21 protein-coding genes are annotated in these 26,857 nt (G+C 54.8%); 18 read left to right on the top strand and 3 right to left on the bottom strand.

Features of this window, described 5'->3' with window-relative positions:
* The first annotated feature begins 70 nt into the window (after positions 1-70).
* The 6 genes from B0B07_RS05425 (at position 71) to B0B07_RS05400 (ending at position 6,230) form a co-directional block, all read left to right on the top strand.
* Positions 71-775 carry a response regulator transcription factor gene (locus B0B07_RS05425; protein WP_076757306.1) on the top strand — a complete coding sequence of 235 codons (705 nt, stop codon included), beginning with the start codon at positions 71-73 and terminating at the stop codon, positions 773-775.
* Positions 772-2,130 carry a sensor histidine kinase gene (locus B0B07_RS05420; protein ID WP_076757305.1) on the top strand — a complete coding sequence of 453 codons (1,359 nt, stop codon included), beginning with the start codon at positions 772-774 and terminating at the stop codon, positions 2,128-2,130. Before B0B07_RS05425 ends, B0B07_RS05420 begins: the two co-directional genes overlap by 4 nt.
* A gap of 180 nt (positions 2,131-2,310) precedes the next feature.
* Complete coding sequence (locus tag B0B07_RS05415) at positions 2,311-3,114, top strand: PepSY domain-containing protein (RefSeq protein ID WP_076757304.1); 804 nt, start codon at positions 2,311-2,313, stop codon at positions 3,112-3,114.
* Between the two features lie 46 nt (positions 3,115-3,160).
* Positions 3,161-3,505 (top strand): DUF6176 family protein, encoded by a 345-nt coding sequence (locus B0B07_RS05410; RefSeq protein WP_076757303.1) that lies wholly within the window; start codon positions 3,161-3,163, stop codon positions 3,503-3,505.
* 121 nt (positions 3,506-3,626) lie between these two features.
* Positions 3,627-4,223 carry a PepSY domain-containing protein gene (locus B0B07_RS05405; protein ID WP_076757302.1) on the top strand — a complete coding sequence of 199 codons (597 nt, stop codon included), beginning with the start codon at positions 3,627-3,629 and terminating at the stop codon, positions 4,221-4,223.
* Between the two features lie 282 nt (positions 4,224-4,505).
* The gene (locus B0B07_RS05400) at positions 4,506-6,230 is read left to right on the top strand and encodes a glycoside hydrolase family protein (RefSeq protein ID WP_076757301.1); all 1,725 of its coding nucleotides are present in this window, start codon (positions 4,506-4,508) and stop codon (positions 6,228-6,230) included.
* 66 nt (positions 6,231-6,296) lie between these two features.
* Here B0B07_RS05400 and B0B07_RS05395 read toward each other — a convergent pair whose 3' ends face one another.
* A complete protein-coding gene (locus B0B07_RS05395; protein ID WP_076757300.1) occupies positions 6,297-6,512 on the bottom strand; it encodes a hypothetical protein in 216 nt (71 codons plus the stop codon).
* A 51-nt stretch (positions 6,513-6,563) separates the two neighbouring features.
* Complete coding sequence (locus B0B07_RS05390) at positions 6,564-8,720, bottom strand: UDP-N-acetylmuramoyl-tripeptide--D-alanyl-D-alanine ligase (RefSeq protein WP_076757299.1); 2,157 nt, start codon at positions 8,718-8,720, stop codon at positions 6,564-6,566.
* A 325-nt stretch (positions 8,721-9,045) separates the two neighbouring features.
* On the opposite strand from B0B07_RS05390, the gene B0B07_RS15120 reads away from it, so the two are divergent.
* The gene (locus B0B07_RS15120; RefSeq protein ID WP_159438422.1) at positions 9,046-12,201 is read left to right on the top strand and encodes an adhesive domain-containing protein; all 3,156 of its coding nucleotides are present in this window, start codon (positions 9,046-9,048) and stop codon (positions 12,199-12,201) included.
* A gap of 12 nt (positions 12,202-12,213) precedes the next feature.
* Positions 12,214-12,810 (top strand): class D sortase, encoded by a 597-nt coding sequence (locus B0B07_RS05380; RefSeq protein WP_076757298.1) that lies wholly within the window; start codon positions 12,214-12,216, stop codon positions 12,808-12,810.
* A 74-nt stretch (positions 12,811-12,884) separates the two neighbouring features.
* Here the strand turns inward: B0B07_RS05380 and B0B07_RS05375 are convergent, their stop codons facing one another.
* Positions 12,885-13,331 carry a hypothetical protein gene (locus B0B07_RS05375; protein ID WP_076757529.1) on the bottom strand — a complete coding sequence of 149 codons (447 nt, stop codon included), beginning with the start codon at positions 13,329-13,331 and terminating at the stop codon, positions 12,885-12,887.
* 250 nt (positions 13,332-13,581) lie between these two features.
* Here B0B07_RS05375 and B0B07_RS05370 point away from each other — a divergent pair, with 250 nt between their 5' ends.
* From B0B07_RS05370 to yedF, 10 genes are all read left to right on the top strand, one after another.
* A complete protein-coding gene (locus B0B07_RS05370) occupies positions 13,582-14,259 on the top strand; it encodes a response regulator transcription factor (protein ID WP_076757528.1) in 678 nt (225 codons plus the stop codon).
* A gap of 157 nt (positions 14,260-14,416) precedes the next feature.
* The gene (locus B0B07_RS05365) at positions 14,417-15,445 is read left to right on the top strand and encodes a sensor histidine kinase (protein WP_076757297.1); all 1,029 of its coding nucleotides are present in this window, start codon (positions 14,417-14,419) and stop codon (positions 15,443-15,445) included.
* A gap of 256 nt (positions 15,446-15,701) precedes the next feature.
* Complete coding sequence (locus B0B07_RS05360) at positions 15,702-18,179, top strand: NEW3 domain-containing protein (RefSeq protein ID WP_076757296.1); 2,478 nt, start codon at positions 15,702-15,704, stop codon at positions 18,177-18,179.
* Positions 18,180-18,428: 249 nt separating this feature from the next.
* A complete protein-coding gene (locus tag B0B07_RS05355; protein ID WP_076757295.1) occupies positions 18,429-19,592 on the top strand; it encodes an ROK family transcriptional regulator in 1,164 nt (387 codons plus the stop codon).
* A gap of 27 nt (positions 19,593-19,619) precedes the next feature.
* On the top strand, positions 19,620-20,753 hold the full coding sequence (locus B0B07_RS05350) for an extracellular solute-binding protein (protein ID WP_076757527.1): 1,134 nt from the start codon (positions 19,620-19,622) through the stop codon (positions 20,751-20,753).
* Between the two features lie 112 nt (positions 20,754-20,865).
* On the top strand, positions 20,866-21,963 hold the full coding sequence (locus B0B07_RS05345; RefSeq protein ID WP_076757294.1) for an ABC transporter ATP-binding protein: 1,098 nt from the start codon (positions 20,866-20,868) through the stop codon (positions 21,961-21,963).
* A gap of 87 nt (positions 21,964-22,050) precedes the next feature.
* Positions 22,051-23,739: an ABC transporter permease gene (locus B0B07_RS05340; RefSeq protein ID WP_076757293.1), complete on the top strand. Its 1,689-nt coding sequence runs from the start codon at positions 22,051-22,053 to the stop codon at positions 23,737-23,739.
* Positions 23,740-23,777: 38 nt separating this feature from the next.
* Positions 23,778-25,178 carry an argininosuccinate lyase gene (argH, locus tag B0B07_RS05335; RefSeq protein ID WP_076757292.1) on the top strand — a complete coding sequence of 467 codons (1,401 nt, stop codon included), beginning with the start codon at positions 23,778-23,780 and terminating at the stop codon, positions 25,176-25,178.
* 188 nt (positions 25,179-25,366) lie between these two features.
* The gene (yedE, locus tag B0B07_RS05330) at positions 25,367-26,575 is read left to right on the top strand and encodes a selenium metabolism membrane protein YedE/FdhT (RefSeq protein WP_076757291.1); all 1,209 of its coding nucleotides are present in this window, start codon (positions 25,367-25,369) and stop codon (positions 26,573-26,575) included.
* Positions 26,565-26,792 carry a sulfurtransferase-like selenium metabolism protein YedF gene (yedF, locus tag B0B07_RS05325; protein WP_076757290.1) on the top strand — a complete coding sequence of 76 codons (228 nt, stop codon included), beginning with the start codon at positions 26,565-26,567 and terminating at the stop codon, positions 26,790-26,792. The genes yedE and yedF overlap by 11 nt, the downstream gene beginning before the upstream one ends.
* Positions 26,793-26,857: the final 65 nt, after the last annotated feature.

Below are 26,857 nucleotides of genomic sequence, written 5' to 3'. Positions count from 1 at the left end.
GATACGCCCTCGGGGTGACCGTAAGGAAGCAGGCTATAGTAGAATAGGAGGCACGAGGAGGTTCGGGAGAATGGCTGAACGGATTTTGATTGTGGAAGATGAAGAGAATATTGCCCGGGTGCTGCAGCTCGAGCTGGAATTTGAAGGGTATGAGGCCGGCGTCGCGCATGCGGGGGATGAGGGGCTCATCCGTTTCCGCGAAGGCGGCTGGGACCTCGTGCTGCTGGATCTCATGCTGCCGGGGCTGTCCGGGCTCGATGTGCTGAGGCGCATCCGGGCGACGGATCCGGCGGCGCCCGTCATTTTGCTGACGGCGAAGAACGACGTGGAGGACAAGGTGGCGGGGCTCGATCTCGGGGCGAACGACTATGTGACGAAGCCGTTTGAAATTGAGGAACTGCTTGCCCGGATCCGCGCGGTGCTGAGGACGGCGAAGACGCTGAACGGGAACGGCGGGGCGTCCGGGAGCGGACAGCCCGACCATATCCATTCGTTCGGCGGAGTGACGCTTGATGAGCATACGAGGGAAGTGACGCGAGACGGGCGGGAAATCGAGCTGACGCCGCGTGAATATGATCTGCTGCTGCATTTCCTGAAGCACCCGAATCAGGTGTTCGAGCGGTCGCAGCTCCTCGATGCAGTCTGGGGCTTTGACTATTACGGCGACACGAATGTCGTCGACGTATATGTCCGCTACGTGCGCAAGAAGATCGGCGACGGGCTCATCCATACGGTGCGCGGCGTCGGCTACGTCATGAAGGAAAGCGCGAAATGAAGCTGAAGACGCGGATCCACGTGTTCACGACGCTTCTCATGTTCATCATCCTCGCGGCGGTGAGCATCGGTGTGTATTTTCTGTTTGCGGATATGATGTATGACCGGCAGGCGGAACAGCTGCGTGCACGGGGGGAGGAGCTGACGGTAAGTCTGAACGAGCTCACTCCACTCGATGACCGGCAGCAAGTCGTCCGCGCATATACCCCGCCGACGGGAGCCATTTTGGTGGCCGATGATAAGGGGAAGAATTTGATTTTAGCCGATACGGACAAGCGCGTCCGCGGATTCAAGCCGGAAACAGATCCTGACAAGCCCTACACGCTCACGAAAGTTGACGGCACGACGGCGCTGACCGTGTCGCTTCCATACATAGATCCTGCAGGCGGGGTCGCCACGATCCATGTTACCCAGCTGTCCGGTGATATTGAACACAACCTGTCCCTTCTGCGCTGGATTCTGATCGGGATCCTGTCTGTCGCAATGATTGCGGTGTTCGCTTCCAGCGTCGCACTCGGCCGGATTGTCACGCTGCCGATCGACCGGCTCACCCGGACGATGCGGGCGAACCGCGAAGACGGGACCTATGAAAAAATCGAAGGGCAGAACGGGCGGGACGAACTGTACGAGATGACGCTCGCCTACAACGACATGATGGACAGGCTCGGCCGGAACTATGAAAAACAGGAGCGGTTCGTGTCGGATGCCTCCCATGAATTGAAAACGCCGATCACCGTCATCGAGAGCTATGCACGTCTCCTGAAGCGCCGCGGATTCGACGACCGGGCGGTGGCGGATGAGGCGGTGGGAGCCATTTTAAGCGAAGCGGTGCGCATGAAGATGCTCACCCAGCAGCTCCTGGATCTGGCGCGCTCCGACAAGGCCGACTCATACAAATTTGAGAGGGCCGATGTCCGGGTCCTTGCCGAGGAAGCCGTCCGGCCGATGCGCCAGACGTACAACCGGGAATTCTCCATCGAAGGCCCCGACCATGCAATTGCCGAAACGGACCCGGAGAAACTGAAACAGATCCTGTTCATTTTATTGGACAATGCGCGCAAATATAGCGACGGTCCGGTGAAGGTGACGATCGAAGACAGCGGCGGGCCGCAGCTCATCGTCTCTGTCGCTGACCACGGATCCGGCATCCCGGAAGAAGCCCGGCCCCACCTGTTCGACCGGTTTTACCGGGTCGGGAGCGACCGGAACCGCAAAACCGGCGGCACCGGCCTTGGCCTGGCACTGGCGAAGGAAATATCCAAAGGGCTTGGAGCGGAGCTCACTGCCGAAAGCGTCATCGGTGTCGGCAGTGTGTTCCGGATCGGACTGCCGAAGGAGCAAGGTGGTGGAAACTGAGGGGGCGGCGGGCCGGCAGGTTTGGCAGCTTGCTTAACACTCGGGACGGCTTGCTTAACACTCGCGAGGAGTTGCTTAACACTCACGGTCCGTTGCTTAACACTCGCCCCAAAAATCAGGGTTCTCAGCAATTTTTAATCTAGCCCCTGTATGATGGACGGTAATGAAGGAGGAGACGGCATGACGAAACCGAAATGGTTGCTGCCGGCGGCGTTCACAGCGGCGGCCGTCATCATCGCCATCGTGGCTGTCCTGGCATTCCGTAACGGCGGGGAAGCACTCGCGGCAGAAGACATTGAGAAAAAGCTCAAAGACATGTATGGCGCGGAAGTGACGGATATCCGGGATGACGGCAACGTCTACCGGGTGACCTTGGAGCGCCGTGACGGTGAATTTCTGGCCGTTGTCGACTCTGACGGCGGGGCCGTCATTTCGCTCGAAAAGACCGCAAGCCCTGAACTGATCCCGGAAAAGGAGATCAAAGAAAAGCTCACTGAGCGCTATAGCGCCGAGCCGACGGGACTCGCCCTGAAAGATGGAATGTATTATGCGAAAGTGGAGAAGGATACGCACTTCACGGACGTCCAGGTTGATGCGTTGACCGGCGAGATCAAAGAAAAAGTCACCGAAAAAACGCCTGCCGGACAGGAGGAGACGCCCGAGGACCGAACGGTCGCCGGAAAACCGGCAGCAAACAACGGAACCGGAGCCGGGCAGGGCGAAAATAATAACGGGAACCGGAACACCGCCGGCCGGGGGGACAATCAAGACAGCCCGCCGCCGGCCAGGACCGTCCGGATCACCGAAAACGAAGCCGCCGCAATCGCACTGAAAGAAGTGAGCGGGGAACTGGATGACGTGGACTATGAGGAATCCGACGACGGCGGCTATTATATTGTCGAAATCGAAGCAGGAGACATGGACGCCGAAGTCCAGATCCATGCGATTACCCGAAAAGTGATGTCCGTCGTGTGGGATGATTGATAAAAGGGATGCAAAAAACGTCCCTTTTAACCAGGGGGAAGCAAACATGAATGTAGAATTGACAAGGTTCCGGGTGAAGCCCGGCAAATCGGAGACCGTCGACGAATGGCTCCGGTTCCTGAATGAGCATATGGACGATGTGCTCGTCACGCTTGAAGGGGAAAAAATGTGGGTCGAGACCATCTTCCGAGAGGAATTGAACGGCGATGAGTATTTGTACTGGTATGCGGTCCAGGGAGAAGGCGGCATCGATGTGGAAGAGTCCGAGCATTGGATCGACAAGAAACATCTCGAGTATTGGGATGCCTGCATCGACCCGGATTTCCGTCCGGTCGACCTCAAGACGGAAGTCGTGATGATCCCGGAGCGGGTCCGAAACGCGATGAAATGAGGCACGGGTTCGCACAAAAGGCTTGCGCCAACCTGCTTCTCACCAAATTCTAATCTTCCCCTCACCGGGGTCTCATCTTGGCGGGATATAGTAAAATCAACATCATTCAGGAGGAGATCAAATGAGGAAGAGATGGATCGTTGCACCGGTTGCTGCAGGCGCGCTCGCCATCGGAGGCGTGGCATTCGCGGCGAACAATGCGGAGCCGGGCGAATTGGCTCCCGTTCAGACTGTGCAGTCGAAGGTGATGGGCAAGACGGCCGGCTGGATTTCCGCAGATGAAGCCAAGGACATTGCCGTCGGCGCAGCCGGCGGAGGGGATGTGCGTGAACTGGAACTGGACCGCGGCGACCGGATGTATGAGCTTGAACTTCTCACCGATCAGGGCGAAGCCGAGGTCGATATTGATGCCGCCACGGGCGAAGTGCTGAAGCTCGAGCGGGAAGATCGGAATGACGACGGCGACCGGCATGAGCGGGACGATGATGAATTCAATGAAGATGAACCCGCTGCCGGACTGATCACGCGGGACGAAGCAATGAACATCGCCATTGAAAAAGCCGGCGGGAACGCAAAGGTGATTGAAGTGGAACTGGATCGCGACGACCGCCATCCCGTCTACGAACTCGAACTCCATGACGGCACGTTCGAATATGAACTCGATATCGATGCCGAGACCGGCAATATCGTTGATTTTGAAAAGGAAGAACTCGACTGATCCGGTTCCGGCACAAAGAAGTCGTTTTGATTGCCAGCCGAACGGATGTCATAGCCGGAAAAGCAGCCTCCATGCGGGGGCTGCTTTTTTGTGCTCTTTCAACCGAATAGTTCCCATCACTGAATCAATCCTACCACTCAACAGTGGGACGGAACGGTTCACCTTTTCCATTTTATCGTTTCATAAAGAAATGCCATTTTCCGTCCGATGTAGAAAGTTTCTTGCAACTTATATAGAATAATAGGTCAAACAGTCAATGACAGTCAGGGGGCGGCATAGGGGATGGAGACCAACAGGGCGTACCTTCAAAGGAGATTGTCCGAACTGGAACAGTACTTCTTGGAGAAGATCAGGAACGGCGAGCTCAAGCCGGCAGGCACTTTGGAAGAGACTCAGTGGATTGTTTTTCTGTCAATCGGCAATCCCACTATCCGGGCAAAAGTCGTTAAAGCGGCATCGTCAGATTTCCGGCAAGCTTTTGATCGGGTATCCGGCAAGGCAGAACAGCTTGTAACGAAGAACAATTTGATGCCTGATTGGATCAAGGTGGATGTCGTGAGCGAGAAACGGGCTATGCCTTTCTCGGAGCTGGATCTGTTGATTAAGAAAACGAGGAAAAACTATTTCCGTCATGGGATATCCTTTGACGGGGAATTCCGGACGGCATTCTTGGAACAAGAGATCAATGGCAATGCAATGATCAAAGCGGCACCCAAACAACCGCTGGCACTGGATGATCAAAATATTAACCGTTACCTGAGCTATCGGGACAGCCGGGCGGCCATTTTCTCAACACACGCACTGCGGGACAGTGAGGTATGGATCTTCCGGACAATGGCGGCTTTTGCGGAGAGGGAAACCGGACAAATCCGGCCTCTTTACAACGGTGACCGAACGAACGGCATACGCCTGGCAACCGATAAACGCGAAGAAATCCGGCATCTGATCGAAGGCTCGACCGGTTTTCTAACCCGGAATGTCAAACAGGATGGTCAGTTTGAGTATGGTTATTTTGCTGCTTTCGCCAAGCGGATCGGAACTTACAATATTCTTCGCCATGCAAGTTCACTGTACGCCATGCTTGAGGGATATGAGGTGACGGGGAAGAAAGAGACGATGGAAGCCGTTGAGCGGGGGCTTGAATACCTGATCCGGGAAGCGCTTGTTTACAAAAATGAAGGCACCGAAAAAACGGCATTTATCGTAGACTACGCGAACGGCAGTGAGATAAAACTGGGTTCAAATGCAACCGCCATCCTGGCCTTATCGAAATATATGGATGTAACAGGGAGCAAGCGATACATAACCGAAGCCCGGGCACTCGCCAAAGGGATCATCAAGATGAAAACGGTCAGCGGGGGATTTGTTCATGTGCTGAGCTATCCTTCACTTGAGATCAAGGAACTGCACCGGATCATCTATTATGAGGGGGAAGCGGTATTCGCTCTCCTGCGCCTTTACGCAATTGACAGGCAGCCGGAATGGCTGCAGGAAGCGAAAGCTTCATTCGATTATTTTATTAGGAACCGCTATTGGACCCATCATGATCACTGGCTCAGTTATGCGGTCAACGAACTGACCCTATACGAACCGGAACCCACTTACTTCGAATTTGGTTTGAAAAATTGCCAGGACAAACTCGGTTTCATTTACCACCGGGAGACGACTTACCCGACATTCCTTGAACTGACGATGGCCGCCTACAAGATGATCAAGACCATGCAACGGCAAGGACAGCACGGGCTGCTTGATACCTTCAATGTGAAGGACCTCGAAGATACCATCGAACGGAGGGCTGAATATCAGCGGGTTGGGTACTTTTATCCCGAGCTGGCCATGTACATGAAACAGCCCGGACTGGTTCTTGACGGGTTTTTCATCCGCCATCATTCGTTCCGGGTAAGAATTGATGACGTAGAGCACTATTTATCGGGTTATTGTCAATACTATCATGATCGTTTACCGGATTTACCCATTGGTTATGAACCGGAAATGATAAAAATCTAAAGGGTCATATTGGAAAACAGGCAGCCGTACAGTCCGTTTGGAGACTGGCCGGGCTGCCTGTTTGGTTTAACCGAAAATTTTCACGAATAAAAGAAAGACATTCGATAGGATGATGACAATGAGCAGGCCCAAGACCAGAATTTCGAATATCCGGTTTTTGGGCGGGTGCTCTTCTGCCTGGGATTCCTCGTCTTCCATCTCCTGCAACCGAACCAGTTCCTCCTCGATGTTTTGATTCCTTGCATCGAGTTCCTGCTCCGTGTAATCCGAAGGTTCTTTCAATGTTTCCCCCGTTCCTTTCTTTCCGGCACATTAGCTCCGTGCAGATGTATTTTATCCCAATAGGTCGCCTAGCAGATGAGCGAGCTCGCCTTCCGTCCGGGCACCGGTGATGGTACACAGCTTGCCTGATGAGTAGGCAACACAGGAAAGACGAAGTCTTCCGGTGACCAGTCCGCGAACTTCATTGGGGGATTCAATAGGCAGAAGCGGCATCAGCGAAGCGCGGTTGCTCAAGTGTTTCCCGATCTGCGCGAGATCGTCAAGACCGAAACCCTGAACCTCTTTCTTGCGGTATCGGCCGGTCAGGTTTAATGCCGCTGAGGTGCCGAGTCCAAGCCGGTCCGCGATTTTCGTGACGGCCTGCATGGCCAGCCTCCGATTGCCGAACAGCCTGTTGGCCACTTCAAAAACGAGGCTCGGATGCGGAGAGAAAGTCAGTTCCTCCACCATTTCTGTGAATGAAAACAAATTCCCCGTTCTCAGCTCTCTTCCGGTTCTCGAGACAGCCGGGTTCGTCGGCCATGCCTGAAGCTCCACGGCATCCGGCCAGTCCGCTCTTTTGCTTTGGGCAGCTTCCCACAGAAGAAGCGGTGCCAATCCCTCTATTGAACGTGAATCCGCATTGCCGGACGTCAGGAGAGGTTTTTTCCTATTGATTAATTCATAGACCCGGGCACCCCAATGAGGCTGGAGCACTTCGCTCAATTGGACGGCGGTAGGCTGGAACAGGAGAGATTTTGATTTTCGGGCCTCCGAAGAAAACAGCTCCCCGGTCTTAGAAAAGTCGGATCCCGTTACAGAGCCCTTGAGCAGTACGAGTGAATCGTCCGTACAGTATAAGGGAAGATGGGCGGCAAGATCCTGAGCGTGATTGAACCAGCCTCCAATTTTTCCTTCCGGCAATTGTTTGATGGCATTGCGCATAAGCGGCCCGTGTCCAAACACGAAATCAGCCCCTGAATCGAGGATGACCGGAAGCAGCTTCTCGTGCAGTGATTCGGCCTGCTTGCCAAGATCCGCCACCTGCCCAAGCACGAGCAGGCCGCGGCCTCTATAAAAGGGACGCTTTGCCTTGAATGCCTGTATGGCATTGATCATGGACGGAATGGCTGCATTGTGGGAGTCGTCGATGACTTCTATCTGCCTGTTGTCCGGAGTTATAAGTGTTTTGCGTTCCATTACTTTTGGAAGAGAAGAGAACGACTTGAGTTTTGGCAGCAAAGGAGCCGGATCTTCCCCCATTTCCATCAGGCAAAGAAGGACGCCCAGCGTATTTTGGACCGTTCCCTCTCCGGAGAGCGAAAGAGTGAATTCGTATGTTTCTCCTTTGTGGGAGAACGCCACATGGGTGCCGTCTTTGGCATGCGTGATGCAAGTGGCATGTAAGTCTGCTGTCTGATCATGAAGACTGTACGTCCGGATCCGCCGTGTCCGCTGCCCGGCACGTTTTTTAAGAATCTGGAATTCTTCTGTTGGAATATCGGCATTGATGATGGCCAGCCCGTCTTTTGTCAGACCATCAAAAATTCTGGCTTTGAATGTTGCCACAGTGGTCGTTGAGTGCAGGGTGGACAGATGGGCTTCCCCGACAGAAGTGACGATACATATATCGGGGCGGACGAGTTCCGCAAGATTGCCGCGGTTATTCAATGCATTCAATGAGATTTCCAGAATTCCGACTGACGGATCCGAGGCAAGTTTAGCGCAATAAAGCGGAACTCCGGTCCGTGTATTATGATTTCCCCTTGTGGCAATGAACGAGCGGCTATCACCCAGCAGGTGCTCAAAGAGCAGACGGGTCGTGCTTTTTCCGACAGAACCGGTGATTCCGATGACTGGATGGTTCATCTTCCGTCTTGCTTCCCGGGCGAGGGAAAGGAGTGCTTCAAAACTGTCCTGGACGATGATCTGCGCGATGCTGCCAAGAAGCTCGGGTATTGGTTTTTCCGTGATGATCAGGCCGATTGGCCCAAGGTGCTTTAAAATGGCCTCATTTCCGCTTGTCCAGTTGGTTTCTTTGAGTGTCACCTGATTCCAGCGATTACGGGAGATGGAGATGAACGCGGTTTTCATTGCTGTTTCGGCCGTATTTGGGAGATTTGAGACAACATATTCGAAGTTTGAGATGATTTCAGGTTCTTGGTCAGGCAGGTATGTCGATTTGGAGTCCAGCAATTTCTCTATCTCGTTTATTGTGAAACCGCTCATCAGGTCATCTCCATTGTAGTGTTTTTATATTTTTTCGGGAGTATCGGACTACGGATTTTCGTTCTTATGGCCCAAAGTCATTGATTCAAGATTTCTTAAAATACTATTCGAAACTGTGATTGGGCAATCTTAATCATTTTTAATTATTCGGGTAAATATCAGAAAAGTTTATGATAATGTTAAAAACATATAAGCATCATTGTTTACTTTGTAAAATCATTACATAGCCGAAGGGTTTTCGGGAAATCTTTACACAGTAAAAAGTTATCACAATACTAACATAGGTGAGAAAAACGCAAGGGGAAACTCACCAAAGGGGGATATCATGAAAAAATTCGACTACAAGAAAAGGATGAGCCAGCTAAGCAACCGCAAAATGCAGCAGATCAAAAAGACCATCACCACTTCTGCCATAGCCTCGGCCCTGATATTGAATTCTGTCCCTACTGCATTTGCACAACGATCGGTTGAGCAACAAAGCACGTGGGCGGTGGCCGATGCGGCAGAGGTGGCCAAAAGCCTCGCCGAAGTAAAGCTGCTCACGGATGTGTCCATCAGTGCGGATTTAAGTGATCTGGGGGAAATGTATAATCTGAGTCTTGGCATGACCGGTACAGGGTTGGCGGATGCGGAACTGTTGACGCCTGACCGTGTGGCCGTTTTCTATGCTCCTGAGCTTGCCGGCAAGATGGAAGCCCGAGGGCCGGCATCAGTTCAGGTGGAGATTTTGCCGATTCATCTTCGGGAAGATTTGCCGGCATTGTATGAAGCGGTCGGTGGATTAACCGGTACGCTGACGGGCCTGTTGGGTGAGCTCACAGGTTCGTTGGATGAGATCTTGAACAAGAATCCATTATTGAAACCATTCGTGTCCATTCAGGGATTGACTGAAGTGAACACCGCCATTGATAACTTGAATAACCTGGATCAGGCACTGGCTGATCTGACTGCGTATACCGATGATGTAGAGGTCATCGTCAATCCCGATGGTTCTGTCGTAATCAATTTCTCGGATGGGCTTGGGAACCATCTGGAGACCGCAATCAGCGATGTTGTGACCGGTCTGGTGAACGATCTGCTCGCTGCAGTCGGCGAATTGAGGATAGAGGTACTACCGGGTGTAAGGGATATCCCGATCGTCGGACCTGTGCTCGATGGAGTTGTAAATGACTTGATCCTGAACGGGATTGTCGGAAACCTGTTGAGCGGATTGACAGGCAGCCTTCAACCCGCAGTTTCAGGGGTCACTGAGGCGCTGACCGGGGTGGCTAATGAACTGGCCGGCGTGCAGGTGATCGGACGGACTGCGATCAATGCAGACCTGGCCGTCGACAAGCCGGCTGGGGTAAGCGGGGAAACAGAGGTTTACGGAGGAGGTGTATCCACCTCGGCGATCGATCTCCAACTTCTGGGCAGTCTCGACAGCAGTGCAACAGTAGCCGTTGACGAAGAAGACGATACTGATGCGGATGCGGATGCTGACGCCGATGCGGATGCGGACGCGGACGCCGATGCCGACGCCGATGCGGACGCGGATGCTGACGCGGACGCTGATGCTGACGCTGATGCCGATGCGGATGCGGATGCGGATGCTGACGCGGACGCGGATGCGGATGCGGACGCGGACGCGGATGCGGATGCGGACGCTGATGCGGATGCGGACGCTGATGCGGATGCCGACGCCGACGCGGATGCGGACGCCGATGCGGACGCCGACGCGGACGCTGATGCGGATGCGGATGCGGATGCCGACGCCGATGCGGATGCGGATGCGGATGCGGATGCGGATGCGGATGCCGACGCTGATGCGGATGCGGACGCGGATGCGGATGCGGACGCCGATGCGGATGCGGATGCGGATGCGGACGCCGATGCGGATGCGGATGCGGACGCCGACGCTGATGCGGATGCGGATGCGGACGCCGATGCGGATGCGGATGCGGACGCCGATGCCGACGCTGACGCGGATGCGGATGCGGATGCTGACGCCGACGCGGATGCGGATGCCGACGCAGATGCGGATGCTGACGCCGACGCCGATGCGGATGCCGACGCCGATGCCGACGCGGACGCGGATGCGGATGCTGACGCTGATGCCGACGCGGACGCTGATGCCGATGCGGATGCCGACGCTGATGCGGACGCCGATGCGGATGCGGATGCTGACGCGGACGCTGATGCCGACGCGGATGCGGATGCGGATGCGGACGCCGATGCGGATGCGGATGCAGACGCAGACGCCGATGCAGACGCTGATGCTGACGCTGACGCAGACGCTGATGCTGACGCCGATGCTGACGCTGATGCCGACGCGGACGCTGATGCCGATGCGGATGCAGACGCTGATGCAGACGCCGATGCGGATGCCGATGCTGACTCTGACTCCGATGTGGATCTGGAGGCGCCTCCGCTTTCGGATGTGGAGATTGATGGTGATTATGTTTATGGGTATACCGTATCCGGAAAAACTGAAGCGAATGCCACGATTTACTTAAGGGATAAGAATGGAAAACAAATTGCACAAGGGAAGTCCGATTCAAATGGCCACTTCGAATTCTCCCTGACGAGCGACCAGGTCAATGAACGTCAAGTGCTTCATGTTACGGCTGTTGACCGGGCCGGCAATATCAGCGATCCGGAAAAAGTAACCGTACCGTTTACAGAACTGGAAGCACCAAAAGCCGGTAACATCTTTGAACACGAAACCGTGATTGTAGGAGAAGCGATTGTCGGAGCGGAGGTATATGCATATGTGGACGGACGGGTTGTCGGGAAAGCAGTAGGCGTAGCGGGGAATCTCCGCAATGCATCTCTGATGACCGTGCAGAACAATGGCATATTCAGAATGGAACTCGACTGGCCTCTCCCGGCGGGTACCCAAATAACGTTCGTTCAAGTATTCAAGGACAAAGTCAGTGAACGAAATGAAATTAATGTACTGCCGTCTGACTCCGATGATGCAATCGTGGATGCTCCGACCCTCAATGATATTTACAGTGATGATTTGGTGATCACCGGTACGGGTAAGCCGGGATATCGGGTGATTGTCCGGGTCGGACAAGAAGAGATCGGTTCAGCGGAAGTCGATGAAAATGGAAAATATGCCATCCACTTAAGCTCCCCTCTGGAAGCAGGTTCTGTTGTGGAGGCCTTCCAACTGGATGTGGACGGAAATCAGAGTACTGCAATCCGGACCATTGTTAAGCTCGCAGGCCAAGTACCTGGCGGGAATGGAAATGGAGACGGCACAGGAAACGTTTCCGGAGGAGGAGGCAACTCTTCGGGATCAGGAGGAAACCCGTCAACTCATCCGGGCACATCGGAAAAGCCGTGGTCGAATGGAGGCGGTTCGGCGGGACAAGTCCTTCCTAAAACTGCAGGCATGACGGCTCCAATCGGGTTTGCGGGTGGCGGATTGATGCTGGCCGGCCTTGTCGGGCGCCTTCTTGGCCGCAAAAGGAAGAAGGATGAGAAAAACTAAAGGATGTCGGTTATGAGGATGATTGGAAATGTGCTCTTGACAGCAGGAGCCATCGCATTACTCATATCCGGTTGGATGTATGTAGACCAGCGGCAATCTCAGAAGCACACTCTTGCAGAAGTGAAGGAGATCCTCGAACCGGAGGGTGCCGCGTCTTCGATGTCATCGCCGGATGGTCCCTCTGAAACAGACGATCTTTCTTACGCTGCAAAAGAAGGAGAAGCCATTGGTTTGCTCAAAGTCCCGAAATTGGGCAAAGAGCTTCCGATAGTGGAAGGCACGGATCCTTCGGCTCTATCCAAAGGGGTCGGTCATTTAAAAGATTCTGTGCTTCCGGGCGATTCAGAGCAGATTTTGCTCTCCGGGCATCGGGATACGGTATTCACTCGATTTTCCAAGCTGGAGATTGGTGACGTCTTTATGGTAGAAATGCCGTATGGCACGTTCGAGTATGTAATACGGGAGACTGAGATTGTGGATGCACAGGATACGACCGTCATCCGGAGCATGGGTGAGGAAGTACTCGTGGTCACCACTTGCTATCCGTTTCATGCGCTGGCCACGGCAAAAGAGCGCTTTGTCTTCTACGCGTACCCGGTCCAAAAGTAAACAGAAGGAAGGCCGCCATCATACGAGTGATGGCGGCCTTCCTTGTTGATGCATTCGACTATACGGAGAAAAGCCTAAGCAAGGATCGGCAAATGGATTTCCACTTCTTCCTCGCCTTGCGCCTTCGGATGGTAGGTTTCCACGATGCAGCGGTTCAGATCCCGCTCCATCCCCTGATCTCCCAGCCACTGCAGCAGTTGATGGTGAAGAGAATCCAGCCGGCTGAGGGGCCCTCGGATGGATGCATAGGGCTGGCTGAACTCCATATATTCCATTCCGGCAGGCGGGTCGGCAACCGCCTCGTTTACAATCAGGCCGACGTAAAAACTCCCTGTCAGATGCCCCTCATCGATCTTCGGTTCAAACAGGGCGATTTCCACACCCGAATGTTGCGGGATTTCGTCTGCCCGCGCCATAAATTGCCGGGCGGCATCAGGTACAACGGTTCCAAAGGTTGAATAAGAGCCGCTGCCTTTCATGGCGACCAGCCGAAATCGTTTAGTGGCCGTCCTGCACGCCATTTCCATTCCCCCTCTTCCTCGTCGGTTTCCGGTGTCATTCTCCGTATATGAGCGGAACTCCTTCAATTCGGACACAAAAAGGGCCCTCGGCTAAATGCCGTGGGCCAAATACCTGCATTCTCTAAAAGGGGGAAATAGAGAAGTGGGGTTGCTGTTATGTTACCCGCCTGTCAGAAGTTTAATCATTTTCCTGAGAATTTTTTTATCCGGTCAGTTAAAATGAGTGGAAAAGGAGGCGGCCGATGTGGTGATGACAGTATTTTTGGTGGAAGATGACCCTTCGATCTTCCGGTCCCTGGAGGAAAAGCTGGGTCAGTGGCAACTCCGGGTGGAGGGGCCTGCCGACTTCCATGATGTGATGGGCTCATTCAGCGAAATGCAGCCGCATCTCGTCATTCTCGACATCGGCCTGCCGGCGTTTGACGGGTTCCATTGGTGCCGTGAAATCCGGGCCGCATCCAATGTCCCGATCATCTTCCTGTCATCGCGCGACCATCCGATGGATCAGGTGATGGCGATGAACATGGGTGCGGACGATTTTATCCAGAAGCCGTTCAACGCGGATGTGCTGCTCGCCAAAATCCAGGCGATCCTCCGCCGGACGTACTCTTACGGGGAGGAAAAGCCGGATGTCGTGGAATGGAACGGGTCGGTCCTTGACTTGAAGCGCGGAATCATCCGGTCCGGCGGAACAGAAGTCGATCTCACGAAAAATGAATTTTTCATTCTCACGGTTCTGGTTGAGTCCAGGAACGAAATCGTCTCGCGCGATGAACTGATCCGGAAGCTTTGGGATGATGAGCGGTTTGTAAACGACAACACCCTGACGGTGAACATCAATCGGCTCCGCAGCAAACTCGGTGAAATCGGCCTCGGCGACGCCATCGTGACCAAGAAGGGCATGGGCTATATGGCGACCGCGGAATGACCGGACAGGCAGAGCGACGCACTCGGCGCCGTGATGACTCACTCACGATGAAATGCGACTCACCCGCTCCACAAGGCGACGCGTTCAGAAACACAGCATGAATCGGCCGGCATTCCAAAACAGCGGCCCTGCACCTATCCCCGAAGGAGGGAACCCCTTGTTCATCCCCTATATCCGATCCCGCATTCCCTGGATCCTTTTCTATCTGGCCGCACTATTCTTGGCTGACCTTCTGATCTATCTGGACAGTGGCCTTCCGGTCGATTTCAGTGCAGCCGTTTATTTCAATGTTTTGCTCCTGGCCGCGCTTGTCTTATTCATCGTCTGGCGTTTCAGGCGGGAAACGAAATTCCTGAGTGAGATCCGGTCACTTGAAGGGGAGCCGCTCTCGGACTGGGAGGCGCTGCTTCCGGTCCGGCCCGTCGGCCTGGACTGCGTCACGATGGAACTTCTTCAGGAAGTGTCACGTACCCACCGGAAAGAAAAGGCCGCCCTGCAGGAAGACCAGACGATGGAAGCGGATTACACGGCGGCGTGGGTGCACGAAGTGAAGGCGCCGCTCACGGCGATGAAGCTCATCCTCGACGAGCACCGGGGACAGCCGGCCATGCGTAGACTCTCCGCGGAGTGGCTGCGTCTCCACCTGCTCATCGACCGCCAGCTGTACATTTCCCGCCTGCCGACGATCGCCTCGGACTTCATCCCCGAGACGGCGGATATCCAATCACTCATCGCGCCTGAAGTGAGGGATCTTGCCGCCTGGTGCATGGAAAAGGATGTCGCGGTCGAGCTGGAGGGCGAAGATGTACCCGTCCGGTCCGACGTCAAATGGGCACGCTTCGTCATCCGGCAAGTCCTCACGAATGCAGTGAAATACAGCCCGGCCGGCGGAACGATCCGGATTTGGACCGGACATGACGAATCCGGTCATCCGAACATCCGGATCGAAGATGAGGGGCCGGGCATCCCGGCACATGATCTCTTCCGCATCTTCGAGAAAGGATTCACGGGCGGCACAGGCCGGATTCATAACGCTGCAACGGGGCTCGGACTGTATCTTGCGGACACCGTCGGCGCTCGGCTCGGGATGGGGCTGTGCGCGGTTTCCGAAGAGGGGAGCGGAACTGCGGTGACGGTGGTGTTTCCGAGGGAAAATGAGTTTGACCGGATGATGGAAATCAATTGACGGGGCTGTCTTTTGACGGCCTCTTTTTTTATGGGTGCCAAGGTCTTTCAGCCTGCGACTTCTTGCCTGTCTGTTGCGCATAAGTAGTTATTCCGTAGTATTTACACTATTCGGACAAGGGAGTTACGATGGAAAGAACGGAGGGGAAGGGTTTGGATAGTTGGTTAATAATGATTACTAACTAACTGTTTAAGAACAACCCATTCGAAAACAAGCAACGAAAGGAGATAGAAGATTGAAGAGGCTATGGTATGGAATGTTGTCCGTCCTTCTGGTCACGTCGCTTATGCCGGGTGCGACCGCAGCGAATGAGCAGGCGAAACCTGACACGGACCTGTGGAGTGCCGTGAAACCGCTCGAGACCACTGTTACGTTCCTGAATACGGGCGCACACCCGGATGATGAGCGGAGCGACTTTCTCGCTTATCTTTCAAGAGGGCTGGGGGTCAAGACTGCAAGTTTGATCGCCAACAGAGGCGAGGGCGGCCAGAATGCAATCGGCAACGAACTCGGCAACGGCCTTGGAATCATCCGTTCCAATGAAATGGTCGAAGCGGCCAAGGTCAACGGAGTGAAGGCCTATCATCTGAGCGAGACGACTTCTGATCCGATCTATGACTTCGGCTTCTCGAAATCGCCTGACGAGACTCTCGAGAAATGGGGCGAAGACGTCACGTACTCCCGGCTGATCCGTTTCATCCGCACCTATCAGCCGGATATTGTCATGCCGTCGTTCCTCAATGTGGACAGCCAGCATGGCCACCACCGGGCGATGAATGTTCTCTCTGTCAGGGCGTTTGAAGATGCGGCGGATCCGTCTGTCTTCCCCGAGCAATTAAAGGACGGCCTGGAACCATGGCAGATCAAAAAGCTCTATCTCCCGGTTGGAAAAGGGGATGCAACGACTTCCATCGAGATCGGTGACTATGATCCGATTTATGAGATGAGCTACCCGCAGTTGGGCGAGGCGTCCCGCTATTTGCATAAAAGCCAGGGGATGGGCCGGGAGATTCCGGTTGAGCCCCGGCAGACGCATCTCCAGCTCGTCGCTTCTGCAGAAGACGACGATTCGGACGACTTGTTTGCAGGGATTCCCTATGACTTCAACGAGTGGGCAGACGCGGTCAAAGACAAGAAGCTGAGCGGCAAACTGGCGGACCTGCAGAAAAGCCTGGATGGAATTGTGAACGCGTATCCGGACCGTGCGGCCATTTTGCCAAAATCCCAGAAAGCGCTGGATGAAGCCCGGAAACTGGCCAAGCATGTGGAAAAGTCGAAACTGGACGGAGCGGTGAAGCATGACCTGCTGCACAAGCTCCAATTGAAAGAGGAACAGCTTGGTGAGGTGAGCCTCCTATCTTCGGATCTCCAGACCGACATTGACATCGGCTCCTACGTTCTTACAAAGGGTGAAGAGACAGAAGTGACGGTCCGGGTGACCAATACCGGCAAGCAAAAAGTGCATCATGTGGAAGCAACCCTGCTCAGCCCCGACGACTGGAGGCACGAAGGTCCGGCCGGACTGAAACATCTGAACCCCGGCGAATCAAAAACGGCCACATTCAAAGTGTCCGTGCCGGAGGATGCCGGCTATTTCGAGCCTTATGCAGAGCCTGCGCTCCAAGTGAAGCTGTCGTTCAAGGAAAACGGGGTGGAGACCTCAAACGTTCTGGACCTTGACAACACGGTGAGCGTGCTGCCGGAACTGAGCGTTACACCGGATCCGGTCAATATTACGGTGAATACTGCAGAGGCCCAAAATGAAATCCCGGTTAAAGTGAAAGTGAAAAATTACAAAGACGGTGCAGCAAAGGCAACCGTTTCCCTGAAGCTTCCGGACGGTTGGACGAGCGTACCTGAATCTGCCGGGGCAAATTTCGCCAAGCGGTTTGATGAGGAGACAGTCGGCTTTAAACTGATCCCGCCGGAAACGGTGCAGGAAGGGGAATTCAATGTCGGCGCGGTTGCCGAAATGGACGGTGAAACATTCAATACGACCGTCCAGGAGATCAAGTATGAACATATCAACGATTCGTACGATCTGTATCCGTCATTGATCAACGGCGTGGCCTTTGAGCTGCTCAAGCCGGAGGGTCTGAAGGTCGGGTACATCGACAGCGGCTTTGATCAGATGGCCGATTCGTTCATCAATGCAGGATTCGATATTACGAAACTGACTCCGGAAGATCTGGCGAACGGTGATCTTTCCCGGTACGACACGATCGTCACGGGCATCCGGGCAACCTTGGGCAGGGAAGATCTGCTTCAGAACAACGAGCGGATCAAGGAATACGTCCGAAACGGCGGACACTTTGTCATGCAATACGTAACGGCCGCGGACCCGTGGGATGCGGATCTGACCCCGCCTTACCGGCTCAAGATCGGAACGCCGTCCATCGAATGGCGCGTGACGGACGAACATTCGGAAGTGACCATGACGAAGCCGGATCATCCGCTGTTCAACTATCCGAACAAGATCGGTGCCGGCGACTGGGATAACTGGGTTCAGGAGCGGGGGCTCTACTTCCCGATGGAATGGGACGACCGCTACGAGACATTTGTCTCCATGGCCGATCCGGGTGAAGACCCGTTCACCGGAGGGATCCTGATGGCAGATTACGGTGAGGGGACCTACCTCTATACCAATCTGGTCTTTTACCGCCAGGTCGGTGCGCAGGTACCGGGCGGCTACAGGATTTTTGCCAACCTGATGAGCTACGGGGCATACAAGTAAACCGTGCCATTCAAGAGGACTGTCCATTTAGTCGGACAGTCCTTTTCAATCCATGGAAGATTGAGAAATTTCGGTGAAATCCTTTACATTTTTTCTCTCGTACTCTACAATGGCGTAAAGAAGTTAGTAAGTTAAGTTAACAAACGAACAGAAAAGGAGAAGCGAAGCAGCGGATGAGGCTGATCCTTCGGAACCGGCAGTTATTGAACAAGGTCTGCGGATTGACCGGCAGGAGTAAGGGGCAGTGCCATGCAAAATTTCAATGAAGAGACGAACAAAAACCGGAATTCGCGCCAGGTGCTTCAATACGTGCAGAATTCGGAACCGACAACCAGGACGGAGATTGCCAGGAAACTTTCGCTCAGCAAGCCGACAGTTTCGACGATCGTTGCAGAACTGGTCGAGGAAGGCTGGATCATCGAAACCGGGAGCGGGGAATCATCGGCAAGCGGGGGCCGGAAGCCGGTCAATCTGATGTTCAATCCTAAGAAAGCCTACTGTATCGGCGTCGATATCGGCGGAACAAAAGTGGCCGTCGGGATCACCGACCTGAGAGGGAAGCTGGAGAGCTACCGCACATTCCCTGCACAGGAGCACCAGGACGACAGCCTGTTCAAGATGATCAAGCACATGGTTGATGAGATGCAGGAAGAACTGTCCATCAGCGACAGCCAAATCTTTGGGGTCGGCGCCGGCGTCCCGGGAGTCACGGACATGGAGACCGGCATCGTCGAAGAAGCCCCTGCTTTGGGGTGGAAAGAGTTCCCGATCAAAGAGAAGCTCCAGAATGTCTTTCCGTTCCCCGTATACGTGGACAATGATGTCAACATCGGGGCCCTCGGGGAACATTGGAGAGGGCTCGGCCGGAACAAGCGGAATCTGATCTTCATCGCTGTCGGGACCGGAGTCGGCAGCGGGATCATCCTGAACGGGCAGCTGTTCCGCGGAAGCCACTACAGTGCCGGGGAAATCGGTTATATGGTCACGGACCGTTCCTTGGCGAAAAGTTATGAACCCGCCTATGCAGGCTATGGGTTTTTGGAGAGTGTGTCTGGGGGGACCTCCATCGGCACCGCACTTTCCGGCAGGCTGGGGCGCCGGGTCTCTGCAGAGGAGGCTTTTGAGCTGTACCGTGCCGGGAACCCGGAGGCATTGGAGAAATTGGGTCCGGCACTGGAACACCTGGGCATCGCCATCGCAAACTATGTATCCATCCTGGATCCCGAGCTGATCATTTTGGGAGGTGGTCTGTCGCAATCATTCGATGTCATCCATCCGGTCGTCTCAGGCATCGTGAGGCAATATGCACCGAAAGAATGCGAGATCGTCAAGACGGCGTCCGGCAAAGAAGCCGGTGTGATCGGCGCAGTTGCGCTGTTGTTGAAGGAACATGAGGGGCTGTACAACATTTAAGGGAGAGGGGTAGTTCACGTGGGGAAAATGTTCAAGAAAAGCTGGTTGCTGCTCGTTGCCGCATTGTTCGCTTTGATGCTGTCGGGCTGCATGGCGGATTCCGGCGGAGACGGCAAGTCGGAATCCGGAGAAGGGGACGGCAAGTCCGGCACGGGCGACAGCAGCGGGGAGGACAAACCGGCAGCAGAAGACCTCGAAGACAAGGTGGTCATCTATTCTCCGCACGGAAGCGACATTCTGGGGGATTTCAAGCAACGGTTTGAGGAAGAATACGGGATTAAAATGGAGTTCCTGGACATGGGGTCCCAGGAAATCCTTGACCGGATCCGCTCCGAGAAAAACAACACCCAGGCAGATGTATGGTGGGGAGCGCCTCAGGTGAACTTCGATCAAGCGAAAGACGAGGGCCTTCTGGCCGAGTATAAACCGTCCTACGCTGATTCACTGGATGAGATGTACTACGACGAGGACTGGATGTGGAGCGGTACATCGATGACACCGGAAGTCATCATGTACAACAACAAAGAGATCTCTGAAGATGAAGCTCCGACAGACTGGGATGACCTGGTCGATCCGAAATGGAAAGATGAGCTGATCATCCGCTATCCGCTTGCTTCCGGAACGATGCGGACGATTTATTCTGCCATGATCTACCGGACTTACAAAGACACGGAAGACACGGAAGAGGGCTATGAGTGGCTCAAAAAGCTGGATGCCAATACGAAGGAATACTCGGCCAACCCTGAACTGATGTACAACCAGCTCGCAAAGGGTGTCGGAACGCTGACGGTCTGGAACATGCCGGACACCGTCATGCTGGCTGAAGAAAAAGGCTATCCGTTCGGCTACGTCCTGCCGGAAAGCGGCACGCCGGTCCTGACCGAGGGGATTGCGATCGTCAAGGACGCACCGCATCCGAAAGCCGCAGAAGCATTCTATGAGTTTGTCAACACGACGGAAGCGGCCAAGCTCCTTGCCGAGAAATATTACCGGATTCCGACGCGCGATGACGTGGAAGGACTTCCGGAGTGGATCACGGAAGCCGAAGACAAGATCAAGCCGATGGATATCGACTGGGCGCTGTTCCAGGAGAAGTCGGACGAGTGGATGGATTACTGGGATAACCATATCAAGAGCTCGGATAAGGAAAAGGGAGAGTAACCTGCAGTCTGCATGGCACTCTGTATAAGGATCAGCCACTGACAACGGACTATCGCAGGCGAGGGAGTGCCGGCGGTAGTCCTCTGTTTTTAAAGGAAAGGGTGTGAATCAAATGTCTATTGTCCATTTATCGGCGATCACCAAGCAGTTCGGAAAAGTCACCGCGGTAGAAGGTCTGGACCTGTTGATCAAGGAAGGCGAGTTCTTTACGTTTCTCGGGCCGAGCGGCTGCGGAAAGACGACGACATTGAGGATGGTCGCAGGTTTTTACTATCCGACAAAAGGGGTCGTCAAGTTCAATGACCGGGACATGACGACGGTGCCGCCTGAAAAACGGAATACCGGAATGGTGTTCCAGAACTACGCGCTGTTCCCGCATATGACCGTCTTTGAGAATGTTGCGTTCGGCCTGAAAGTCCGCAAACTGAACAAGGCCGAGACGAAAACACGCGTGACCGACGTTCTGAAAAAGGTCAGGCTCGATCAATACGCCGACCGGCAAGTGAGCCAGCTGTCCGGCGGCCAGCAGCAGCGTGTGGCGCTGGCGCGGGCGATCGTCATCGAACCGGACATCCTCCTCCTCGACGAACCGCTCAGCAATCTTGACGCCCGGCTGCGGGATGAAATGAGGGCAGAGATCCTGCGGCTTCAGAAGGAGTATAAGATCACGACGATCTACGTCACCCACGATCAGGTGGAAGCACTGACGATGAGCGACCGGATTGCCGTTTTTAACTTCGGGCGATGCCAGCAGGTCGGCACGCCGACCGAAATCTACAACGAACCGGTCAATGATTTTGTCGCCGAATTCATCGGTGAAACGAACCTGCTTCCGGTGACTGAAGTGCAGGGCGGAGGGGAGAAAAGGACCTACCGATCGGAAGCGCTCGGCCGGGAGGTCACGGTGAACGATACGCCTCTCAATATTGCCCGCTACGGAGAAGTGGATGAGCTGCGCATGTCGATCCGCCCGGAGGCCGTGGAGGTTTCCGTTAATCAGTTTTCCGGTCCGAATGTTTATCCGGGAACGGTGAAAAATGTCCAGTTCACAGGAGCGGCCGTACATACTTATGTGGAAATGAATGAAGGCCTGACACTCGTCGGCACAGCGCTGAACCAGGGCCCGAGCACGTATTTAAGAGAAGGTGCGGACGTGTTTGTCCGTTTGCCGGAAGATCAGATCCGCATCGTGCCGAAAGCGGGGGTGTGATCATGATCAAACATGTTCCAGCGATCATGTCCAGCCGGCACCGCCTGCCGGGTACTTGGAACCGGGTCGGGAAAGGCGGGATGCAGCATGCTGAACGCTGATAAAAGGAGAACGTTGCTCCTTCTGATCCCGGTCATCCTCGTCCTGGTCGGCTATGTCCTGTATCCGACACTCCGGACAGCGTATGAAAGTTTCCTGCACAACGGAGCTTTCTCCCTGCAGAACTATGAGGACTTCTTCGGAACGAAAGCCAGGGCAAACCTGCAGGCGCTCTGGAATTCTGTCTGGATCTCCTTGCTGTCCGTCCTGTTCAGCGCGCTGATCGGCATTCCGCTGGCCTACATCTTCAACCGCTATGAATTCCCGGGCCGGCGATTCTTCTCCAACATCGCCATCATGCCGATCGTGCTGCCGTCGCTCGTCGGCGTCATGGCATTCATGTTCCTCTACGGGGAAGCGGGCCTCATCCCGAATGCCATCAAAGACCTTCTTCATCTGTCGGACGTGCCGTTCAAGATCGGGGGAATTTCCGGCATCCTGATCGTGCATGCCTATACAATGTATCCCTATTTCTATATGACTGCGTCGTCGGCACTCGGCAATCTGGATCCGTCGCTCGAGGAAGCAGCATCCAATCTCGGCGCGAACCGGTTCAAAGTGTTCTGGCAAGTGACGTTCCCGCTGCTGACACCGGGTATTGTGGCTGCTTCGCTCCTCGTCTTCATGGTATCGATGGCCAGCTTCAGTGCACCGTTCCTGCTGGCGGGCGGATTCAGGGTGCTCAGCCTTCAGATCTATTTCTCGAAAATCAACGGGGATCTGGAGATGGCGGCCACACAGTCCGTCATTCTGTCCATCGTCTCCATCTCGTTCCTGCTGTTCATGCGCTGGTATCAGAGCAGGAAGGATTACCGGATGGCTTCAAAGGGGATCGGTGCCCACCGCAGTGAAGTGAGCAACCCGGTCCTGAAGTGGACGATGGTCACCATCGGGATCCTCGCGATGATCGTCCTTCTGCTGCCGCACGCGACGCTGCTGCTTCTGTCGCTTGTGCCGGAAGGGACCTGGACCTGGCAGACGTACCCGACGGCCTTCAATTTTGAGAACTATACGATGCTGTTCGATACCCCTTATATATGGGAGCCGGTCCGAAACAGCCTGATCATGGCATTTCTCGCTTGTCTGGGCGTGTTCGTCTTCGGGATTTTCACATCCTATGCACTCGTCAAGCGGAACTTCATCGGCAAAAACCTGCTCGATATCCTTGTCATGATCCCTTGGGCGCTTCCGGCTACCGTCGTGGGGATGAACCTGATCCTCGCCTTCAACTCGCCGAGTCCGTTCTCGTTCGGGAAAATCCTTGTGGGGACGTTCTGGATCCTGCCGCTCGCCTATTTCGTCCGTTTCCTGCCGCTGGTCGTCCGTTCGACAAACGCGGTATTGGAACAGCTGGACGATTCCATTGAGGAGGCTGCACAGAATCTGGGCGCCAAGTGGTTCTATACATTCAGGAAAATCGTGATTCCAATCATCCTGCCCGGCGTGCTGAGCGGAACATTGCTCGCATTTGTCCAGGCGGTCGGGGAGTTTCCGACATCGGTCCTGCTCTATACGATCGGCAACCGGCCGATCTCCATCGAAATCATGAACCAGCTGCGCATGTTCAATGTCGGACAGGCGGCCGCCTATGGCATGATCCAGGTGGGACTGATCGCAATTGTCATGTTCATCTCCAGCCGGTTCCTCGGCGTCAAGGCCGAAAAGTCGCTGGGCTGACGGGTTCGACCAACATCCATTAAAAGAGGTGCTATGTAGTGACTGCGTGGAGGAAAGAGTTCATCTTATCGGACGGGGAATCGTTCCCCGGAAAAACTTACGCGGATATGCTGTTGAGGCCTGTGTTTGATGAGCAGCGGGAGTATTTGTTTGATGCCATGTTTGAAGTCCATGCAGCCCATACGAAAATGCTGGCGGAGCAAAAAATACTGAGTCAGGTGGAAGCGGAAAAGATTCTCGGCGCTGTCCGCAAAGTCGAACAGATGGACCGCAACGCGCTGACTTATTCGGCTGACTACGAAGATCTCTTTTTCCTCGTCGAATCAAAGATCGGTGAACTGATCGGCGATGAGCTTGCGGGGAAGATGCATATCGCGAAGAGCCGCAATGATATGGGAGAGGCAATGTACCGGATCGTTCTCAGGCAGTATCTGGAGGAGACGATCGAGAATGCCGAGAATCTTGCAAAGGCCATCCTGGCACAGGCGGAAGAGCATGTGGACACAGTGATGCCGGCGCATACTCACACCCAGCCGGCCCAGCCTACAACGTTCGGCCATTATCTGGTCGCGATCTATGACAACATCAGCCGGGACATCGAACGGCTGAGGGTTGCCCGGCGGACGGTGAACCGTTCGCCGATGGGGGCGGCGGCGATTACCACGACCGGTTTTCCGATCAGCCGGGAGCGGATGGTTGAATTGCTCGGTTTTGACGGCCTGATCGAGAACTCATATGATGCCATCGCCACAGGCGACTACCTGATTGAAGCGGCACAGAGCCTGATCAGCCTCATGACGAACATGGGACGCTGGATCCAGGAATTTCTTCGCATGGCGTCCAAGGAAGTCGGCCTCCTGCGCGTTTCGGATGCCTACGTCCAGATTTCGAGCATCATGCCGCAGAAGAGGAACCCGGTATCCATGGAACATTCACGGGCATTGGCCTCAAGCGCCGCTTCAGAGGGGCTTGCGGTCATCCATATGATCCACAACACGCCGTACGGTGACATCAACGACACGGAAGACGATCTTCAGCCGCATCTGTATCAGGGCTTTGAAAAGGCGAACCGGGTACTGAGGCTCATGACAGCCGTCGTCCTGACGTTCGAGTTTGACAAAGCCCTCGCCTGCCAGCAGGCGAGGGAGAACATGATCACGATCACCGAGTTGGCGGATGTCCTGGCCCGGGACTACGGCGTGTCATTCCGGCGGGCACACCACAAGGCAAGCGTCATCGCCCGCGAGGCCGGAAAGCTCGGAAAAGAACTGTACGAGATCCCGCTACAGACGATCAACGGCTGGCTCGGTGATGTGGCCTTGAAGGAAGAAGACTGGAACGCGATCATTGATCCGGTCGCCTTCGTCAAGCGACGGAAGATTACCGGCGGCCCGAACCCCGACATCGTGCGGGATATGATCACCAGAAGGAAAAACTGATGAAAAGCGGTGCCGCGGCACCGCTTTTGTTTTGAGCAGAACCGGCCGGGACGCCATTGACGGTGGGTTTGGGCGGGTATATAATTTATGATTGTATATTCTGGCAGGGCGATCGGATCCATGCCCGTATAACGGGGGTGCCGACCGGCCTTTTCTTTATCACTTCATAAGAAGGAGTCCTTCATCCGATGAAATCTCTATATACCCGGCTGTTCGGCCGATACTGGAATGCCTACACGGCGCTCATCGCAGCGGGCGTGCTCAGCGCACTCTATTTCGGGCTGACCGGCACGGTGTGGGCGGTGACGGGTGAGTTCACCCGTCTCGGCGGCCACATTCTGAACTTCTTCGGGTTCGACACAACCGGCTGGGCGTATTTTGACCTCGTCCATCTCAAGGGCTCTTCATTTGAGCGGTCGGACGGCTGGATCGTCTGGGGCATGTTCATCGGCGCACTCATCACGGTGCTGCTCTCGAACAGCTTCAAGATCCGTGTGCCGAAGCAGAAAAGACGGCTCGTCCAGGGGCTGATCGGCGGAATCATCGCAGGCTTCGGTGCCCGTCTCGCTATGGGCTGCAACCTCGCTGCCTTCTTCACCGGCGTGCCTCAGTTTTCCTTCCATTCGTGGATCTTCATCGTGGCGACCGGGTTCGGAACGTACCTCGGAGCGCAGATCGCCAAAACCAAATGGTGGAAAGGCAAGCCGGCCCTTACAAAAGGCTCGGCCGTCTCAAAAACGAGGGAAAAGCGGGTCATCCAGCCTTATGTCGGCGGCGTTGTCGCGATCGCCTACAGTGCCCTCATCATTTATTTCTTTGCGACCGGAAAGCCGCTGCTCGGCACAGCCGCCATCTTCGGCGCTTTGTTCGGCATTCTGATCGAACGCGGGCAGATCTGTTTCACATCCGCTTTCCGTGACCTGTGGCTGACCGGACGCAGCCTGATGGGCAAGGCGATCATCGCCGCAATGGCCGTGAGCTCGGTGTTCACAATCATTGTCATCGCCATCTATGGAATGGAGCCGATCACCCAGGTCACCTCGCCGGGCACATTCGTCGGCGGCTTCCTGTTCGGCCTCGGCATCGTGCTGGCGAGCAGCTGTGAAACCGGAATGATGTACCGGCTGATGGAAGGACAGGTACTTTACCTCGTCGTCTTCGCCGGCAACCTCATCGGCGTCACGCTCCTTGCCTACGCCTGGGATCACCTCGGCGTGTACAATCTGCTTGTCGCAAGCGGTACGAAGATCAATCTCGTGACGGCAATCGGTCCGGTCTGGGCAATCATCGCCACCTTGACGATGCTCGCAGCCTGCTGGGTCTTTGTCGACTACTGGGCGAAAAATAAACGCTACCGGATGACGGTGAAGAGGGAGGAAAAGAAACTTGTCAGCTGACTTCACACTTGACCTGCGCGGTGAATCCTGCCCGTACCCGGTCATCTACACACTCGATGCACTCAAAGACATGAACCCCGGACAATTGCTGCAGGTCATCACCGACTGCCCCGGCTCGTTCCGCAACGTGCCGGAGGAAGTCGTCAACCACGGCTACAAACTTGTGAAAGAACCTGAGAAGAACGGCCAGGAATATTTGTTTTATATTGAAGCCTGAAGTTGGGGAGACGCTTTGTGCGTCTCTTTTTTGTTGGACGAAATGAGGGGGACCGGGGTCGATAG

The organism is Edaphobacillus lindanitolerans, assembly GCF_900156305.1.
In the GTDB taxonomy this organism is placed as follows: Bacteria; Bacillota; Bacilli; order Bacillales_A; family Planococcaceae; genus Bhargavaea; species Bhargavaea lindanitolerans.
The sequence above is the reverse complement of the archived record's forward strand: the minus strand, read 5'-3'. Positions and strand labels throughout refer to the sequence as shown.

Coding starts and splice junctions, on each gene's coding strand:
- B0B07_RS05425 (WP_076757306.1), top strand. CDS start 71: ATGGCTGAACGGATTTTGATTGTGGAAGATGAAGAGAATATTGCCCGG.
- B0B07_RS05420 (WP_076757305.1), top strand. CDS start 772: ATGAAGCTGAAGACGCGGATCCACGTGTTCACGACGCTTCTCATGTTC.
- B0B07_RS05415 (WP_076757304.1), top strand. CDS start 2,311: ATGACGAAACCGAAATGGTTGCTGCCGGCGGCGTTCACAGCGGCGGCC.
- B0B07_RS05410 (WP_076757303.1), top strand. CDS start 3,161: ATGAATGTAGAATTGACAAGGTTCCGGGTGAAGCCCGGCAAATCGGAG.
- B0B07_RS05405 (WP_076757302.1), top strand. CDS start 3,627: ATGAGGAAGAGATGGATCGTTGCACCGGTTGCTGCAGGCGCGCTCGCC.
- B0B07_RS05400 (WP_076757301.1), top strand. CDS start 4,506: ATGGAGACCAACAGGGCGTACCTTCAAAGGAGATTGTCCGAACTGGAA.
- B0B07_RS05390 (WP_076757299.1), bottom strand. CDS start 8,720: ATGAGCGGTTTCACAATAAACGAGATAGAGAAATTGCTGGACTCCAAA.
- B0B07_RS15120 (WP_159438422.1), top strand. CDS start 9,046: ATGAAAAAATTCGACTACAAGAAAAGGATGAGCCAGCTAAGCAACCGC.
- B0B07_RS05380 (WP_076757298.1), top strand. CDS start 12,214: ATGAGGATGATTGGAAATGTGCTCTTGACAGCAGGAGCCATCGCATTA.
- B0B07_RS05375 (WP_076757529.1), bottom strand. CDS start 13,331: ATGGCGTGCAGGACGGCCACTAAACGATTTCGGCTGGTCGCCATGAAA.
- B0B07_RS05370 (WP_076757528.1), top strand. CDS start 13,582: ATGACAGTATTTTTGGTGGAAGATGACCCTTCGATCTTCCGGTCCCTG.
- B0B07_RS05360 (WP_076757296.1), top strand. CDS start 15,702: ATGTTGTCCGTCCTTCTGGTCACGTCGCTTATGCCGGGTGCGACCGCA.
- B0B07_RS05355 (WP_076757295.1), top strand. CDS start 18,429: ATGCAAAATTTCAATGAAGAGACGAACAAAAACCGGAATTCGCGCCAG.
- B0B07_RS05350 (WP_076757527.1), top strand. CDS start 19,620: ATGTTCAAGAAAAGCTGGTTGCTGCTCGTTGCCGCATTGTTCGCTTTG.
- B0B07_RS05345 (WP_076757294.1), top strand. CDS start 20,866: ATGTCTATTGTCCATTTATCGGCGATCACCAAGCAGTTCGGAAAAGTC.
- B0B07_RS05340 (WP_076757293.1), top strand. CDS start 22,051: ATGCTGAACGCTGATAAAAGGAGAACGTTGCTCCTTCTGATCCCGGTC.
- yedE (WP_076757291.1), top strand. CDS start 25,367: ATGAAATCTCTATATACCCGGCTGTTCGGCCGATACTGGAATGCCTAC.